At 65.8% G+C, this 16,338-nt stretch carries 12 protein-coding genes and 1 tRNA gene; all 13 read right to left on the bottom strand.

Translation table 11 applies throughout. From position 1 onward, the window contains the following. Nucleotides 1–140: 140 nt before the first annotated feature. Nucleotides 141–2,231, bottom strand: coding sequence for an elongation factor G (fusA, locus tag ACY35P_RS12340; protein WP_462116136.1), 2,091 nt, complete (start codon nt 2,229–2,231; stop codon nt 141–143). 113 nt (nt 2,232–2,344) lie between these two features. After that, on the bottom strand, nt 2,345–2,812 hold the full coding sequence (gene rpsG, locus ACY35P_RS12345; protein ID WP_027082347.1) for a 30S ribosomal protein S7: 468 nt from the start codon (nt 2,810–2,812) through the stop codon (nt 2,345–2,347). 50 nt (nt 2,813–2,862) lie between these two features. Beyond that, complete coding sequence (rpsL, locus tag ACY35P_RS12350; protein ID WP_462116137.1) at nt 2,863–3,240, bottom strand: 30S ribosomal protein S12; 378 nt, start codon at nt 3,238–3,240, stop codon at nt 2,863–2,865. Nucleotides 3,241–3,542: 302 nt separating this feature from the next. Then, nucleotides 3,543–7,763 carry a DNA-directed RNA polymerase subunit beta' gene (gene rpoC / locus ACY35P_RS12355; RefSeq protein ID WP_462116138.1) on the bottom strand — a complete coding sequence of 1,407 codons (4,221 nt, stop codon included), beginning with the start codon at nt 7,761–7,763 and terminating at the stop codon, nt 3,543–3,545. Nucleotides 7,764–7,856: 93 nt separating this feature from the next. Next, a complete protein-coding gene (rpoB, locus tag ACY35P_RS12360; RefSeq protein WP_462116139.1) occupies nt 7,857–12,008 on the bottom strand; it encodes a DNA-directed RNA polymerase subunit beta in 4,152 nt (1,383 codons plus the stop codon). Nucleotides 12,009–12,393: 385 nt separating this feature from the next. Continuing rightward, on the bottom strand, nt 12,394–12,762 hold the full coding sequence (rplL, locus tag ACY35P_RS12365) for a 50S ribosomal protein L7/L12 (protein WP_462116140.1): 369 nt from the start codon (nt 12,760–12,762) through the stop codon (nt 12,394–12,396). Between the two features lie 61 nt (nt 12,763–12,823). After that, on the bottom strand, nt 12,824–13,357 hold the full coding sequence (gene rplJ, locus ACY35P_RS12370) for a 50S ribosomal protein L10 (RefSeq protein WP_462116145.1): 534 nt from the start codon (nt 13,355–13,357) through the stop codon (nt 12,824–12,826). A 314-nt stretch (nt 13,358–13,671) separates the two neighbouring features. Beyond that, on the bottom strand, nt 13,672–14,370 hold the full coding sequence (gene rplA, locus ACY35P_RS12375; protein WP_462116141.1) for a 50S ribosomal protein L1: 699 nt from the start codon (nt 14,368–14,370) through the stop codon (nt 13,672–13,674). Nucleotides 14,371–14,374: 4 nt separating this feature from the next. Next, on the bottom strand, nt 14,375–14,803 hold the full coding sequence (gene rplK, locus ACY35P_RS12380; RefSeq protein WP_462116142.1) for a 50S ribosomal protein L11: 429 nt from the start codon (nt 14,801–14,803) through the stop codon (nt 14,375–14,377). A gap of 162 nt (nt 14,804–14,965) precedes the next feature. Next, a complete protein-coding gene (gene nusG / locus ACY35P_RS12385; protein WP_462116143.1) occupies nt 14,966–15,538 on the bottom strand; it encodes a transcription termination/antitermination protein NusG in 573 nt (190 codons plus the stop codon). Nucleotide 15,539: 1 nt separating this feature from the next. Next, on the bottom strand, nt 15,540–15,932 hold the full coding sequence (secE, locus tag ACY35P_RS12390) for a preprotein translocase subunit SecE (RefSeq protein WP_462116144.1): 393 nt from the start codon (nt 15,930–15,932) through the stop codon (nt 15,540–15,542). An 88-nt stretch (nt 15,933–16,020) separates the two neighbouring features. After that, a tRNA-Trp gene (locus tag ACY35P_RS12395) sits at nt 16,021–16,096 on the bottom strand. A gap of 166 nt (nt 16,097–16,262) precedes the next feature. Then, the coding region (locus ACY35P_RS12400; RefSeq protein WP_454480473.1) for an EF-Tu C-terminal domain-related protein at nt 16,263–16,338 on the bottom strand (76 nt) is incomplete at its 5' end.

The following is a 16,338-nucleotide window of genomic DNA, read 5'->3' on the forward strand; positions in this document are numbered from 1 at the left end:
GTCTTGCCGTGGTCCACGTGACCGATCGTGCCCACGTTCACGTGGGGCTTGGTGCGCTCGAACTTACCCTTGGCCATTGCAATTACCTCAGTCTTCAGTTGATCCGGTGCCCCGGGCTCGCGCCCGGGGCATTTGGTTTCTTAGTTCTTCTTGACCACGGCTTCGGCGATGTTGTTCGGCGCCTCGGCGTAGTGGTCGAACTCCATCGTGAACGTGGCGCGGCCCTGCGACATGGAACGCAGCGTGGTCGCGTAGCCGAACATCTCGCCCAGCGGGATCATCGCGTTGATGATCTTGCCCGACGGGCTGTCGTCCTGGCCCTGCAGGATGCCGCGGCGACGGCTCACGTCGCCCATGACGTCACCGAGGTAATCCTCGGGGGTCACGATCTCGACCTTCATGATCGGCTCGAGCAGCACGGGCGAGGCCTTGTTGAAGCCTTCCTTGAAGCCCATCGAGCCGGCGATCTTGAACGCCATTTCGGAGGAGTCGACCTCGTGGTACGAGCCGTCGACCAGGCGAACCTTGACGTCCACGATCGGGTAGCCGGCCATGATGCCGTTGGCGACCGCTTCCTGGATGCCCTTGTCGACCGCCGGGATGTATTCCTTCGGAACGACGCCGCCCACGATGGCGTTCTCGAACTCGTAGCCCTTGCCCTGCTCGTTCGGGGAGATCTCGAGCCACACGTGGCCGAACTGACCCTTACCGCCGGACTGGCGCACGAACTTGCCTTCGGCCTTGACCGCCTTGCGGATGGTTTCGCGGTAGGCGACCTGCGGCTTGCCGACGTTCGCTTCCACGTTGAACTCGCGCTTCATGCGGTCCACGAGGATGTCGAGGTGCAGCTCGCCCATGCCGGAGATGATCGTCTGGCCGGATTCCTCGTCGGTGCGGACGCGGAACGAGGGATCTTCCTGCGCCAGACGGCCCAGGGCGATGCCCATCTTTTCCTGGTCGGCCTTCGACTTCGGCTCCACCGCCATCGAGATGACGGGCTCGGGGAAGATCATGCGCTCGAGCGTGATGATGTGGTCCTGCGCGCAGAGCGTGTCGCCCGTCGTGACGTCCTTCAGGCCGACCGCGGCGGCGATGTCGCCCGCGCGGACTTCCTTGATTTCCTCACGCTGGTTGGCGTGCATCTGCAGGATGCGACCCACGCGCTCCTTGCGGCTCTTGACGGGGTTGTAGACCGCGTCGCCCGCGTTGAGCACGCCGGAGTACACACGGAAGAACGTCAGCGAGCCGACGTACGGGTCCGTCATGATCTTGAACGCGAGCGCCGAGAACGGGTCGGTGTCCGACGCCTTGCGGCTGTCTTCCTTCTCGTCCTCGTCGATGCCCTGAACCGGCGGACGGTCGATCGGCGACGGCAGCAGCTGGATCACCGCGTCGAGCATCGCCTGGACGCCCTTGTTCTTGAACGCGGTACCGCAGAACACCGGGACGATCTCGACGCGCAGCGTGCGCTCGCGGATACCCGCGATGATCTCGGCTTCGGTCAGCTCGCCGTCGTTGAGGTACTTGTCCATGAGCTCTTCGGACGCCTCGGCGGCGGCCTCGACCATGAACGCGCGAGCCTCTTCGGCCTTCGCCTTCAGGTGCTCGGGCATCTCGACGTATTCGAACTTCGTGCCCTGCGACGCGACGTCCCAGGCGATCGCCTTCATCTTGATGAGGTCGATCACGCCTTCGAAGTTGTCTTCGGCACCGATCGGCACCTGCATCGGCACGGCGTACGCGCCGAGACGCGACTTCAGCTGCTCGACGACCTTGTCGAAGTTCGCGCCGGTGCGGTCCATCTTGTTGACGAACGCCATGCGCGGCACGGCGTACTTGTTCGCCTGGCGCCACACGGTCTCCGACTGCGGCTGGACGCCGCCGACGGCGCACAGCACGAACACCGCACCGTCGAGCACGCGCAGCGAACGCTCGACTTCGATGGTGAAGTCGACGTGGCCGGGGGTGTCGATGATGTTGAAGCGGTGCTCGGGGAAGTTACGGTCCATGCCCGACCAGAAGCACGTCGTCGCAGCGGACGTGATCGTGATGCCGCGCTCCTGCTCCTGCTCCATCCAGTCCATCGTCGCGGCACCTTCGTGCACTTCGCCGATCTTGTGGTTGACGCCGGTGTAGAACAGGACGCGTTCGGTCGTGGTCGTCTTGCCGGCATCGATGTGGGCCATGATGCCGAAGTTGCGGTAACGCTCGATGGGAGTGGTGCGAGCCACGGGACCCTCTCGTAAGTTTTTGGATTCGCAAATGGCCGGACGCCGCCCTTGAAGGCGGCCTCCGGTTGGAGGGGCGGCCACGGCCGCTCCTTTTCAGCGCTCGGGGCGCTGGATCACCAGCGGTAGTGCGCGAAGGCCTTGTTGGCCTCGGCCATGCGGTGCGTCTCTTCACGCTTCTTGATCGCGCCGCCACGGTTCTCGCTGGCGTCGAGCAACTCGGCCGCGAGCTTGCGCGGCATCGAGTTCTCGCCGCGCTTGCGGGCGGAGTCGATCAGCCAGCGCATGGCGAGCGCCGAACGACGCGACGTGCGCACTTCGACCGGCACCTGGTACGTGGCGCCGCCGACGCGACGGCTCTTGACCTCGACCGCCGGAGCGACGTTGGTCAGGGCCTTCTCGACGAGCTCCAGGGCGTTCGGGCTCTTCTGCCCGATAACGTCCATCGCACCGTAGACGATCTTCTCGGCGACGGACTTCTTGCCGCTCTGCATGACCATGTTGATGAAGCGGGCGATCGTCTCGCTCCCGTGCTTGGGATCGGGGAGGACCGAGCGCTGCGGGGTGGAACCTTTACGCGACATTGGCGTGTACCTCTCGTTTCAGTCGACGGCGCCGCGGGCGCCGATCGCGATTAGGACTTCTTCGGACGCTTGGCGCCGTACTTGGAGCGGGCCTGGCGGCGCTTGGCGACACCGGCGGCATCGAGCGAGCCACGCACGGTGTGGTAGCGCACGCCCGGGAGGTCCTTGACGCGACCACCGCGGATCAGGACGACCGAGTGCTCCTGCAGGTTGTGGCCTTCGCCGCCGATGTACGAGATGACCTCGTAACCGTTGGTCAGACGCACCTTGGCGACCTTGCGGAGAGCCGAGTTCGGCTTCTTCGGGGTCGTGGTGTACACGCGGGTGCAGACGCCGCGACGCTGCGGGCAATTCTGCAGCGCGGGGGACGTGCTCTTGTAGGTTTCAGGGCTGCGCGGCTTGCGCACCAGCTGATTGATGGTCGCCATCTGGAGCTCTTCGTTTGGGCCGGGGCCCGTGGAAAACGGAAGGCCAGCCCCGAAGGACCAGCCAAGACGAAAAAGCCTAGCCCGCGTCCGGGAGAACCGGTCGCGGGCTCGACTCGTGCGATGCAGCGACCGCCCTAAACGAGCGTGCGCACCGCGAGATCCCACCCTGCCCTGGGTCCAATACGAGGCACGTCCTGTGACCTCATTTGGTGATCTGGGGCCGCCCTAAGGCCGCCCGGGTATTGCTTAGCCTGCGGAGTATAGCAGGGCCGGCCCGCCCGTGGGCAAGCCGGCCCGTGCGATCACTCTTCCTCGGCGCCTTCGGCCGCTTCGGCCGCCGCCGGGGCTGCCTCGACCGCCATCGGACCCGCCAGCTGCTCGAACTCCGCGTCCGTCAGGCCCGAGGCGTTCTTGCGGCGCTGGCTGTGGTACGCCAGGCCGGTACCGGCCGGGATCAGTCGACCGACGATCACGTTCTCCTTGAGGCCGCGCAGCGTGTCGCGGGTGCCGCGGACGGCCGCCTCGGTGAGCACGCGGGTGGTCTCCTGGAACGAGGCCGCCGAGATGAACGACTCGGTCGCCAGCGACGCCTTGGTGATGCCGAGCAACACGGGGTCATACTTGGCCGGCAGCTCGTTGCGACCGCCCAGCTTGGCGTTCTCCTCGATCACGCGCTGGCGCTCGACCTGCTCGCCCGCGAGGAACTTGCTGTCGCCGGCATCGTTGATCTCGACCTTGCGCAGCATCTGGCGAACGATCACCTCGATGTGCTTGTCGTTGATCTTGACGCCCTGCAGGCGATAGACGTCCTGGATCTCCTTGGTCAGGTAGACCGCGAGCGGCTCGACGCCCAGCAGGCGCAGGATGTCCTGCGGGTTCGGCTCGCCGTCCACGACCGTCTCGCCCTTCTCCACGTGCTCGCCTTCGAACACGATGATCTGGCGGTACTTCGGGATCAGCTCCTCGTGCTCTTCACCGTCGAGCGGCTTGATGATGAGGCGCTGCTTGCCCTTGGTTTCCTTGCCGAACGACACGATGCCGGAGATCTCGGCGAGGATCGCCGGGTCCTTCGGCTTGCGCGCCTCGAACAGGTCGGCGACGCGCGGCAGACCACCCGTGATGTCGCGGGTCTTCGACGCTTCCTGCGGGATCTTGGCGACCACGTCGCCCACGCCCACCGGCGCGCCGTCCTGCAGGTTGACGATCGAGCGCGGCGGCAGCATGTACTGCGCCGGCAGGTCGGTGCCCGGAATCTGCAGGTCCTTGCCGTTGGCATCGACGATGCGGACGAGCGGACGGAGGTCCTTCGCCTGCGTGCCGCGACGCTTCGGATCGGTGATCTCGCTCGACGCGAGGCCGGTGAGCTCGTCGGTCTTCTGGATGACGGTGACGCCATCGATGAAGTCGATGAAGCGCATGAAACCGGCGACTTCCGACACGATCGGGTGGTTATGCGGATCCCAGTTCGCGACCTGCTGGCCGGCCTTGATCTCCGCGCCGTCGCGCACCGTGATCGTCGCACCGTACGGCAGCTTGTAGCGCTCGCGCTCGCGGCCGTGCGGGTCGAGGACCGACAGCTCGCCCGAGCGCGAAACCGCGACGAGGTGGCCGTTGGCGTGGTCGACGTGCTTGAGGTTGTTGAACTTGATCGTGCCCGTCGTCTTGACCGTGACGTTGTCGATCGCTGCCGCTCGCGACGCCGCGCCACCGATGTGGAACGTACGCATGGTGAGCTGCGTGCCCGGCTCGCCGATCGACTGCGCCGCCACGACGCCCACGGCTTCACCGTGGTTGACGAGGTGGCCGCGGCCGAGGTCACGGCCGTAGCAGAACGCGCAGACGCCGAACGGCGTTTCGCAGGTGATCGTCGAACGCACCTTGATCGACTGGACGCTGGCCTCTTCGAGCTTGGCGACCCAGGCTTCGTCGAGCAGCGTGTTGCGGGTGACGATCGGATCCTCGTCGTTGCCCGGCAGGAACACGTCCTCGGCCACGACGCGGCCCAGCACGCGCTCCTTCAGCGGCTCGACCACGTCGCCGCCTTCGACGATCGGGGTCATCATCAGTCCCTCGAGCGTGCCGCAGTCGGTTTCGGTGATCACCACGTCCTGCGCGACGTCGACGAGTCGACGGGTCAGGTAACCGGAGTTCGCCGTCTTCAGCGCGGTATCCGCGAGGCCCTTACGGGCGCCGTGGGTCGAGATGAAGTACTGGAGGACGTTCAGGCCTTCGCGGAAGTTCGCGGTGATGGGCGTCTCGATGATCGAGCCGTCCGGCTTGGCCATCAGGCCGCGCATACCGGCGAGCTGGCGGATCTGGGCCTGCGAACCACGCGCACCCGAGTCGGCCATGATGTAGATGGAGTTCATCGACTTCTGCGCGACCTGCGAGCCGTCGGTGCCCTCGACCATCTCGGTGCCGATCGCGTCCATCATCGCCTTGGCCACGCGCTCGTTCGTGCGCGACCAGATGTCGACGACCTTGTTGTAGCGCTCGCCGGCCGTGACTAGGCCCGACTGGTACTGCTCCTGGATCTCCAGCACCTCGGCTTCCGCCTCGGCGAGGATGCCCTTCTTCTCGTCGGGGATGATCATGTCGTCGATGCCGATCGACACGCCGGCGCGCGTGGCGTACGCGAAGCCGGTGTACATCAGCTGGTCGGCGAAGATCACGGTGTCCTTGAGGCCCAGCTGGCGGTAGCAGCTGTTGATCAGGCGCGAGATGTTCTTTTTCGTCAGCTCGGTGTTGGCCAGCTCGAACGGCAGGCCTTCCGGCAGGATTTCCTGCAGGAGCGCACGGCCGACCGTCGTGTCGACGATCGACGTCTGCTTCGAGCGCGAGCCGTCCTCCGCGATCACCGTCTGGGTGATGCGGACCTTGACCTTGGCATGCAGCTCGACGACGCGGTTGTCGTACGCGCGCTTGACCTCGGCGACGTTCGCGAAGGCCATGCCCTCGCCCTTCTTGTTCACCAGGGCGCGCGACATGTAGTACAGGCCGAGCACGACGTCCTGCGACGGCACGATGATCGGCTCGCCGTTCGCCGGCGACAGGATGTTGTTCGACGACATCATCAGCGCGCGCGCTTCCAGCTGGGCTTCCAGCGAGAGCGGGACGTGGACGGCCATCTGGTCACCGTCGAAGTCGGCGTTGAACGCCGTACACACGAGCGGATGCAGCTGGATCGCCTTGCCTTCGATGAGGACGGGCTCGAACGCCTGGATGCCGAGGCGGTGCAGCGTCGGCGCACGGTTCAGCAGCACCGGATGCTCGCGGATCACCTCTTCGAGGATGTCCCACACCTGGGCCTCTTCGCGCTCGACGAGCTTCTTCGCCGCCTTGATCGTCGTGGCGAGGCCACGGCGCTGCAGCTTGGAGAAGATGAAGGGCTTGAACAGCTCGAGGGCCATCTTCTTCGGCAGGCCGCACTCGTGCAGGCGCAGCGTCGGGCCGACCACGATGACCGAACGGCCCGAGTAGTCGACGCGCTTGCCGAGCAGGTTCTGGCGGAAGCGGCCCTGCTTGCCCTTGATCATGTCGGCGAGCGACTTGAGCGGGCGCTTGTTGGTGCCCGTGATGGCACGGCCGCGACGGCCGTTGTCCATCAACGCATCGACCGACTCCTGAAGCATGCGCTTCTCGTTGCGCACGATGATGTCGGGCGCATTGAGTTCAAGCAGGCGGCGCAGGCGGTTGTTGCGGTTGATGACGCGGCGGTACAGGTCATTGAGGTCGGAGGTGGCGAAGCGGCCGCCGTCCAGGGGGACGAGCGGACGCAGGTCCGGCGGGAGCACCGGCAGGACGGTCATGACCATCCATTCCGGGCGGTTGCCGGACTCGACGAACGCCTCGATCAGCTTGATGCGCTTGGTGAGGCGCTTGAGCTTGGTCTCCGAACCCGTCGACGCGATGTCCTCGCGCAGCTGCACCATCTCGGTCTGCAGGTCGATCGTGCGCAGCAGTTCGTAGACGGCCTCGGCGCCCATTGCGGCCTCGAAGTCGTCGCCATGCTCCTGGCGCGCCTGCAGGAACTGCTCCTCGTTGAGCAGCTGGCCACGCTCCATCGGCGTCAGGCCCGGCTCCGTCACCACGAAGGCTTCGAAGTAGAGGATGCGCTCGATGTCACGCAGGGTCATGTCGAGCATCAGGCCGATGCGCGACGGGAGGGACTTCAGGAACCAGATGTGCGCGACCGGCGACGCGAGGTCGATGTGGCCCATGCGCTCGCGGCGCACCTTGGCCAGCGTCACTTCCGTGCCGCACTTCTCGCAGACGACGCCGCGGTGCTTCATGCGCTTGTACTTGCCGCACAGGCACTCGTAGTCCTTGATCGGGCCGAAGATCGCCGAGCAGAACAGGCCGTCACGCTCGGGCTTGAACGTGCGGTAGTTGATCGTCTCGGGCTTCTTGACCTCGCCGTACGACCACGAGCGGATCAGCTCCGGCGAGGCCAGGCCGATCTTGATCGCGTCGAAGTCGATCGTCGTGCGCTGCTGGTTGAACAGATTGAGCAGGTCTTTCATTTCAGTCTCCAGGGGAGCGAAGTTCGTTGAGAACGCGGTTGCTTCCCGGGCCTACCGGCGCGCGTCGCGCACCGGAGGGCCGGCGTTCCGTTCTCAGGTCTCTTCGAGCTCCATGTTGATCGCCAGCGAGCGGATTTCCTTCACGAGGACGTTGAAGGACTCCGGCATGCCCGCGACCATCTCGTAGTCGCCGTCGACGATGTTCTTGTACATCTGGTTGCGGCCCTGCACGTCGTCGGACTTCACCGTCAGCATTTCCTGCAGGGTGTAGGCCGCGCCGTAGGCTTCCAGCGCCCAGACTTCCATCTCGCCGAAGCGCTGGCCGCCGAACTGCGCCTTGCCGCCCAGCGGCTGCTGGGTGACGAGCGAGTACGGACCGGTCGAACGCGCGTGCATCTTGTCGTCGACGAGGTGGTTCAGCTTCAGCATGTGCATGTAGCCGATCGTGACCGGGCGCTCGAACGCCTCGCCGGTACGGCCGTCGTGCAGCACGGTCTGGCCGCTGGACGGAAGCTCCGCGAGCTCGAGCATGCGCTTGATCTCGGACTCCGCCGCGCCGTCGAACACCGGGGTCGCCATCGGCACGCCGTCGGTGAGGTTCTTCGCGAGGCGGATCAGCTCCTCGTCGGAGAACTGCGTCAGGTCGACGCGCTCACCCACCACCGACGTGTCGTGGTTGTAGACCTCGCCGAGGAACTTGCGAAGCTCGGTCACCGCGTTCTGCGCCTGCAGCATGCGATCGATCTTCTTGCCGAGTCCCTTTGCCGCCCAGCCGAGGTGCACCTCGAGGATCTGGCCGATGTTCATTCGCGACGGAACGCCCAGCGGGTTCAGCACGATGTCGACGGTTTCGCCGTTCGCGCTGTAGGGCATGTCCTCGACCGGAACGATGGTCGAGACGACACCCTTGTTGCCGTGGCGGCCGGCCATCTTGTCGCCCGGCTGGATGCGGCGCTTCACGGCCAGGAACACCTTGACCATCTTGAGCACGCCCGGGGCGAGGTCGTCGCCCTGCGTGATCTTGCCGCGCTTGTCGGCGAAGCGACGCTCGAACTCCTTCTGGTACTCGTCGATCTGCTTCTGCGCGCGCTCGATGGCCTCGACCGCGTCCTCATCCTTCATGCGCAGCGTGAACCAGTCCTTCTTGGACAGGCTGTCGAGCACGAGCGACGTGACCGTGTCGCCCTTCTTCAGGCCGCCACCGCCGTTCGCCACCTTGCCCAGCAGCTGGCCGCGCAGGCGGTCGTAGATCGCCGCTTCGAGGATGCGGAACTGGTCGTCGAAGTCCTTCTTGACGCGACGGATCTCGGATTCCTCGATCTGGCGCGCGCGCTTGTCCTTCTCGATGCCGTCGCGGGTGAAGACCTGCACGTCGATGACGACGCCGTCCATGCCCGGCGGCACGCGGAGCGAGCTGTCCTTCACGTCGGACGCCTTCTCGCCGAAGATCGCGCGGAGCAGCTTCTCTTCCGGCGTCAGCTGGCTCTCGCCCTTCGGCGTGACCTTGCCGACGAGGATGTCGCCCGCGCGCACTTCGGCGCCGATGTAGACCACGCCCGACTCGTCGAGGCGGCCGAGCGCCTGCTCGGACACGTTCGGGATGTCGGCGGTGATTTCCTCCGGCCCGAGCTTGGTATCGCGCGCCTGGACGGTGAGCTCTTCGATGTGGATCGTCGTGTAGCGATCCTCCTCGACCACGCGCTCGGAGAGCAGGATCGAGTCCTCGAAGTTGTAGCCGTTCCACGGCATGAACGCGACCAGCATGTTCTGGCCCAGCGCGAGTTCGCCGATGTCGGTCGACGGACCGTCGGCCAGCACGTCGCCGCGCTCGATCCGGTCACCGACCTTCACCAACGGGCGCTGGTTGATGCAGGTGTTCTGGTTCGAACGGGTGTACTTGATGAGGTTGTAGATGTCGACGCCGGCGTCCAGGCCCTCGTTGACTTCGTTCTCGTTGACCTTGACCACGATGCGCGCGGCATCGATCGCCTCGATCACGCCGCCGCGGCGCGCGTTGACCGTCACGCCCGAGTCGCGCGCCACGGCGCGCTCGATGCCGGTACCGACCAGCGGCTTCTGCGCACGCAGCGTCGGGACCGCCTGGCGCTGCATGTTGGCGCCCATGAGCGCGCGGTTCGCGTCGTCGTGCTCGAGGAACGGCACGAGCGCGGCCGCGACCGACACGGTCTGCATCGGCGAGACGTCCATGAAGTGGACCTCGCTCGGCGCCTTGAGCAGCGACTCACCCTGGTAACGGCAGGCGACGAACTGGGCCGTCATCGTGCCCTTCTCGTCCTGCGGCGCGTTGGCCTGGGCGATGACGTAGTCGTTCTCCTCGATCGCCGACAGGAACTCGACGTCCTCGGTGACCTTGCCGTCGACGACCTTGCGGTACGGCGTCTCCAGGAAGCCGTAGCGGTTGGTGCGCGCGAACACGGCGAGCGAGTTGATCAGGCCGATGTTCGGGCCTTCCGGCGTCTCGATGGTGCAGACGCGGCCGTAATGCGTCGGGTGCACGTCGCGCACTTCGAAGCCGGCGCGCTCGCGGGTCAGGCCGCCCGGGCCGAGGGCCGACACGCGACGCTTGTGCGTGACTTCCGACAGCGGGTTGTTCTGATCCATGAACTGCGACAGCTGCGAGGAGCCGAAGAACTCCTTGATCGCGGCGGCCACGGGCTTGGCGTTGATGAGCTCCTGCGGCGTGAGGCCTTCGGACTCCGCCATCGACAGGCGCTCCTTGACCGCGCGCTCGACGCGGACGAGGCCCACGCGGAACGTGTTCTCGGCCATTTCGCCGACCGAACGCACGCGACGGTTGCCCAGGTGGTCGATGTCGTCGACGATCCCGCGGCCGTTGCGGATCTCGGTGAGCACGCGGATCACGTCGAGGATGTCCGACGAGTCGGTGAAGATGCCCCGCAGGCGCACGGACTCCTCGTCCTTGCGATCCTGGAAGTACTTGGAGTCGTACAGCACCGAAGCGCCCTCGGTCTCCTTGCGACCCAGGCGGCGGTTGAACTTCATGCGGCCGACCGACGACAGGTCGTAGCGCTCGAACGTGAAGAACAGGTTGTGGAACAGGTTCTGCGCGGCATCCTTGGTGGGCGGTTCGCCCGGACGCATCATGCGGTAGATCTCGACCAGCGCTTCGAGTTGCGTCTTGGTCGGGTCGATGCGCAAGGTGTTGGAAATGTACGGGCCGCGGTCGAGGTCGTTGACCCACAGGGTGCCGACCTGCGCGATGCCGGCCTTGCGCAGCGCCTCGAGGTGGCCCTCGTTGATCTCTTCGTTCGCGTTCGCGAGCAGCTCGCCCGTCTTCGGGTCCATCACGTCGTGCGACAGGATGCGGCCGACGAGGTAGCTGTCCGGAACGGCGAGCGCGGAAATGCCGGCCTGCTCGAGCTGGCGGACATGGCGCGCGGTCACGCGGCGGCCGGCCTCGACGATGACCTTCTCGCCATCGGTGAGGTCGAACTCGAGCGTTTCACCGCGCAGGCGCTCCGGCACCAATTCCAGCTGCACGCCCTCGGGGAGGATGTGGAACGTGTTGATGTCGAAGAACTGCGCGAGCATCTCCGTGTTGTTGTAGCCGAGCGCGCGCAGCAGGATCGTCACCGGCAGCTTGCGGCGACGGTCGATGCGGCAGAACACCGCGTCCTTGGGGTCGAACTCGAAGTCGAGCCACGAGCCGCGGTACGGGATGATGCGGGCGCTGTACAGCAGCTTGCCCGAGCTGTGCGTCTTGCCACGGTCGTGGTCGAAGAACACGCCCGGCGAGCGGTGCAGCTGCGAGACGATGACGCGCTCGGTGCCGTTGACGATGAAGGTGCCGTTCTCGGTCATGAGCGGGATCTCGCCCATGTAGACCTCCTGCTCCTTCACGTACTTGATCGCCTTGGTCGACGACTCGCGGTCGTAGATCACCAGGCGAACGGTCACGCGGAGCGGCGCGCCGTAGCTCATGCCGCGCTGGCGGCACTCACGCTCGTCGAACGCCGGCTCGCCGAGCTTGTAGCCGACGTATTCCAGGGCGGCGTTGCCGCTGTAGCTCACGATCGGGAAGACCGACTTGAGCGCGGCGTGCAGGCCACGATCCTCGCGCTTGGCGGGGTCGGTGTGCTCCTGCAGGAACTCGCGGTACGAGTCGACCTGGATGGCGAGCAGGAAGGGGACCTCGAGGATCGCGCGGCGCTTGCCGAAATCCTTGCGGATGCGCTTTTTCTCGGTGAACGAGTACGTCGTCATGGAGTTGCCTCTGAGAAGCCGGGATCCGGGATTCGGGATTGGCGATTCGCGACGGCCTATGCGGCCGGACACTGTCTTGGCGAACCTGCAATCCCGAACCCCGGACCCCCGATTTGAATGAACTGTCAGTTGGAAGCCGCAGGTATTGCCGGCACCTGCACGCCTTCTGAAGCTGCTTCCAACTACCAACTCGGTTGGTTTTCTTTGCCGCGGGATCCGGGGAACGAAAGGGCTCCGGCGTCGCGTCGCCACGCGGGCGACGTTGGACAGCGGGCCGGTCGGAACGTTCCGAAAAACCGGGTCCGTCTACAACGACCAAAGGCCGGGGGCATTTCGCCCCCAGCCTTCAGTGGGTCGCCGATGGAATCCGGCGACGCAAAGCCGCTTACTTGACCTCGACGGTCGCGCCAGCAGCTTCCAGGTCCTTCTTCATCTTCTCGGCGTCTTCCTTCGAAGCGCCTTCCTTCACGGTGCCACCGGCCTCGGTCAGGTCCTTCGCTTCCTTCAGGCCCAGGCCCGTGATGGCGCGCACGGCCTTGATGACCTCGACCTTCTTGTCGCCGGCCGACTTCAGGATGACGTTGAACTCGGTCTGCTCTTCGACCGGAGCCGCGGCGGCGGCCGGACCGGCAGCCATGACCGGGGCGGCGGCGGAGACGCCGAACTTCTCTTCGATGGCCTTGACCAGCTCCATCACTTCCATCAGCGACTTGGCGGCGATGGCGTCGACGATCTGCTCGTTGGTAACGGACATTTGGATTTACCTTTCGGAAATTGGTTTCTAAAGCGGATTCAGGAAAGAACGTCGACGACGATCAGGCGGTCTCGGCGACGGCCTCTTCAGCCGGCGCGGCGTCGCCGCCACCCTGCTGATCGGCCACGGCCTTGACGGCGCGCGCGAACATCGAGGCCGGCTCGGCGAGCACGCGGGCGAGCATCGCCAGCGCCTGTTCGCGGGTCGGCAGCGAGGCGAGCACGTCCACGTGGGCGGCCGGCAGCAGCTTGCCTTCCACGGAAACGACCTTCGCCTTGAGCTTGTCGTTGCCCTTGGACGCGTCCTTGATCAGGCGACCGGCAGCGCCGGGCTCCTCGAGCGAGAACGCATACAGCAGCGGACCGACCAGGGCGTCCTGGACGCACGCGAAATCGGTGCCTTCGACGGCGCGCGATGCCAGCGTGTTCTTGACGACCTTGAGGTACACACCCGTTTCGCGAGCCTTCTTGCGCATCTCGGTCATCTGACTGACCGTGGTGCCCGCGTACTCGGCCGCGACCAGGGAGTGCGCCTTGCCGGCGATTTCCGCCAGCTCCGCGACGACTTCCTGCTTCTGGGACAGTTTGAGAGCCATTGCACTCCTCCAATTGAACTCCGCGAGCGGCAGGGCCGTCGCGGGACGGGGCGGCACCGGTCCATGGCACCGGGGACGCCGCAGGGGCATCCCGTGGTGGCCGTCCAGAAACGAATTTCCAGAAGGGCACCATCTACGCAGGCAAAATTAAGCAGCCCCGCTTCGACCGACGGCGTATCCCTTGCCGTAATGAGCTTCCTGCCCGTCGCCGGTCGGCGCCGACCGCACCTGCGGTCTTTGACGGTCGCGGTCGCCGGAGCGGCCGCGCCTTCAAAAGAGTCGGCCGGCGGCATGCGCCACCGGCCTTCGAACACTTACTTGAGAGCGAGCGACGCCTGGTCGACGATCACGCCCGGACCCATGGTCGAGCTGATCGCCACCTTCTGCAGGTACTGGCCCTTCGAGGTCGACGGCTTCGCCTTGATCAGGTCGAGGAGCAGCGCCTGGAGGTTGTCCTTCAGCTTGGCGGCATCGAAATCGGCCTTGCCGATCGTGCAGTGAATGATACCCGCCTTGTCCGTACGGTAACGGACCTGGCCACCCTTGGCGTTCTTGACCGCTTCAGCCGGGTTCGGCGAGACGGTACCGACCTTGGGGTTCGGCATCAGGCCGCGCGGGCCGAGCACTTGGCCCAGCTTGCCGACGACGCGCATCGCGTCCGGCGTGGCGATCACGACGTCGTAGTTCAGCTCACCGGCCAGCATGCGCTCGGCGAGATCGTCCATGCCGACCGCTTCGGCACCGGCGGCGAGGGCCTCGTCGGCCTTCGCACCGGCCGGCGCGAACACCGCGACGCGGACGGACTTGCCGGTACCGGCCGGCAGCACGGTCGAGCCGCGCACCTGCTGGTCCGACTTCTTCGCATCGACGCCGAGGCGCACCGCGACGTCGATCGACTCGACGAACTTCGCCTTCGTGGCCGACTTGACGATCTGGATGGCGTCCTCGAACGGGTAAGCCTTACCCGGGACGACGGCGGCCTTGATGGCCTTCTGGCGCTTGTTCATTGCCATGTTCTTAGCCCTCCACCACGAGACCCATGGAGCGGGCGGAACCCGCGATCGTCTTCACCGCCGCATCGAGGTCGGCCGCCGTCAGGTCGGCTTCCTTCGCGCGCGCGATGTCCTCGAGCTGGGCGCGGGTGACCTTGCCCACCTTCTCGGTGTTGGGACGCTTGGAACCCGACTGGATGCCGGCGGCCTTCTTCAGCAGCACCGAAGCCGGGGTCGACTTGGTGACGAAGGTGAAGGTGCGGTCCGAGTAGGCCGTGATGATGACCGGGGTCGGCAGACCCGGCTCGAGCTTGGAGGTCGCGGCGTTGAACGCCTTGCAGAACTCCATGATGTTCAGGCCGCGCTGACCCAGCGCAGGACCGACGGGCGGCGAGGGATTGGCCTGACCGGCCTTCACCTGCAGCTTGATGTAACCGACAACCTTCTTTGCCACGATCTTTCTCCTGGAGTTCGAACGTCAGCGGGGTTACCCGGTGACTCCTCCTTTGCGTTGAAATCGCGAAGCGGGCCTCGCCTGCTTCGCCCCGCCGGTGCTATCCGGCCGAACGGCCGGATCAACAGCGGCACTTATCCGAACCGAAGGTTCGGGTAAGACTTACTTGGCCTTTTCCACCTGCCCGAACTCGAGCTCGACTGGCGTGGAACGACCGAAAATCAGCACCGCAACACGCAGGCGGCTCTTGTCGTAATTGATCTCTTCGACGACGCCGTTGAAGTCGTTGAACGGGCCGTCGGTGACGCGCACCATCTCGCCCGGCTCGAACAGCACCTTCGGACGCGGCTTCTCGACGCCTTCCTGCACGCGCTGCAGGATCTGGTCGGCCTCGCGGTCGGAGATCGGCAGCGGACGATCGGCGGTGCCGCCGATGAAGCCCATCACCTTGGAGGTTTCCTTGATGAGGTGCCAGCACTCGCTGTCGATGCGCGGGATGCCGTTGTCGTCGTTGACCGCGATCTGCACGAGCACGTAGCCCGGGAAGAACTTGCGCTCGGAGCGGCGCTTCTGGCCGGCGCGCATCTCGACCACTTCTTCCGTCGGCACCAGCACTTCGCCGAACTTGTCCTGCATTTCCTCGCGCACGATGCGGTCGCGCAGGGCCTGCGCCACGGACTTCTCGAAGCCCGAATACGCATGCACCACGAACCAGCGCTTGTTGGTTTCCGTCATCTCAACGCCCCAGCAGAAGCTTGACCAGCCACTGGATCACCACGTCGAAACCGGCGAGCAGCAGACTCAGGATGAGGACCGCGAGCATCACGACCCATGTCGTGCGCATGGCTTCCTGGCGCGACGGCCAGACCACCTTGCGAAGTTCGAAACGCGATTCCGAGAGGAATTCACGGGTGCGGCCGCCGCGGGCGGACGAGGCGAAGATCGCCAGGCCCGCGACCACGCCGGCCACGACGAGCAGGCCACGGAGCGCAGGGGCCCAGTCCGAGAACCAATAGAAGGCGAACACGCCGGCCGCGACGAGCAGCACCGCGACGACGTACTTGGCGGCATCGCCGGCGGAGACACCGCCCGGCTGCGCACCCCGGTTTTGGACGACCTTGCTGTTCACGTTCCGCGAGTCCCTCGCAAAAGCCGCCGCATCCGTGCGCGGACTTCGATGATGTTCGGGTCGACGGGCATCCGGATGGCCGTCGAAGTGGCACGCCAGGAGGGACTCGAACCCCCAACCTGCGGTTTTGGAGACCGCTGCTCTGCCAATTGAGCTACTGGCGTATCGTTTTGTGGGCGTTTCCCGAAAAGGCAACGGCGGCCTGCGCCGCCCTGCCTTTTCCGCCCGGTTGTGCGAAGGCGGCCGGGGCTGCCTTCGCTTCCCGGCACGGCCCGGCCATGGGCCGGGTCCGCAGCGGGTGTCGTCGCGGCACGAGGCCGCGACCACCGCTTACTTGATGATCTTCGCCACGACGCCGGCGCCGACGGTACGGCCGCCTTCGCGGATCGCGAAGCGCAGGCCCTCG

The organism is Lysobacter xanthus, from assembly GCF_047159895.1.

Coding starts and splice junctions, on each gene's coding strand:
- rplA (WP_462116141.1), bottom strand. CDS start 14,370: ATGGCAATGAACAAGCGCCAGAAGGCCATCAAGGCCGCCGTCGTCCCG.
- rpsL (WP_462116137.1), bottom strand. CDS start 3,240: ATGGCGACCATCAATCAGCTGGTGCGCAAGCCGCGCAGCCCTGAAACC.
- rpoC (WP_462116138.1), bottom strand. CDS start 7,763: ATGAAAGACCTGCTCAATCTGTTCAACCAGCAGCGCACGACGATCGAC.
- rpsG (WP_027082347.1), bottom strand. CDS start 2,812: ATGTCGCGTAAAGGTTCCACCCCGCAGCGCTCGGTCCTCCCCGATCCC.
- nusG (WP_462116143.1), bottom strand. CDS start 15,538: ATGACGGAAACCAACAAGCGCTGGTTCGTGGTGCATGCGTATTCGGGC.
- rplL (WP_462116140.1), bottom strand. CDS start 12,762: ATGTCCGTTACCAACGAGCAGATCGTCGACGCCATCGCCGCCAAGTCG.
- rpoB (WP_462116139.1), bottom strand. CDS start 12,008: ATGACGACGTACTCGTTCACCGAGAAAAAGCGCATCCGCAAGGATTTC.
- rplJ (WP_462116145.1), bottom strand. CDS start 13,357: ATGGCTCTCAAACTGTCCCAGAAGCAGGAAGTCGTCGCGGAGCTGGCG.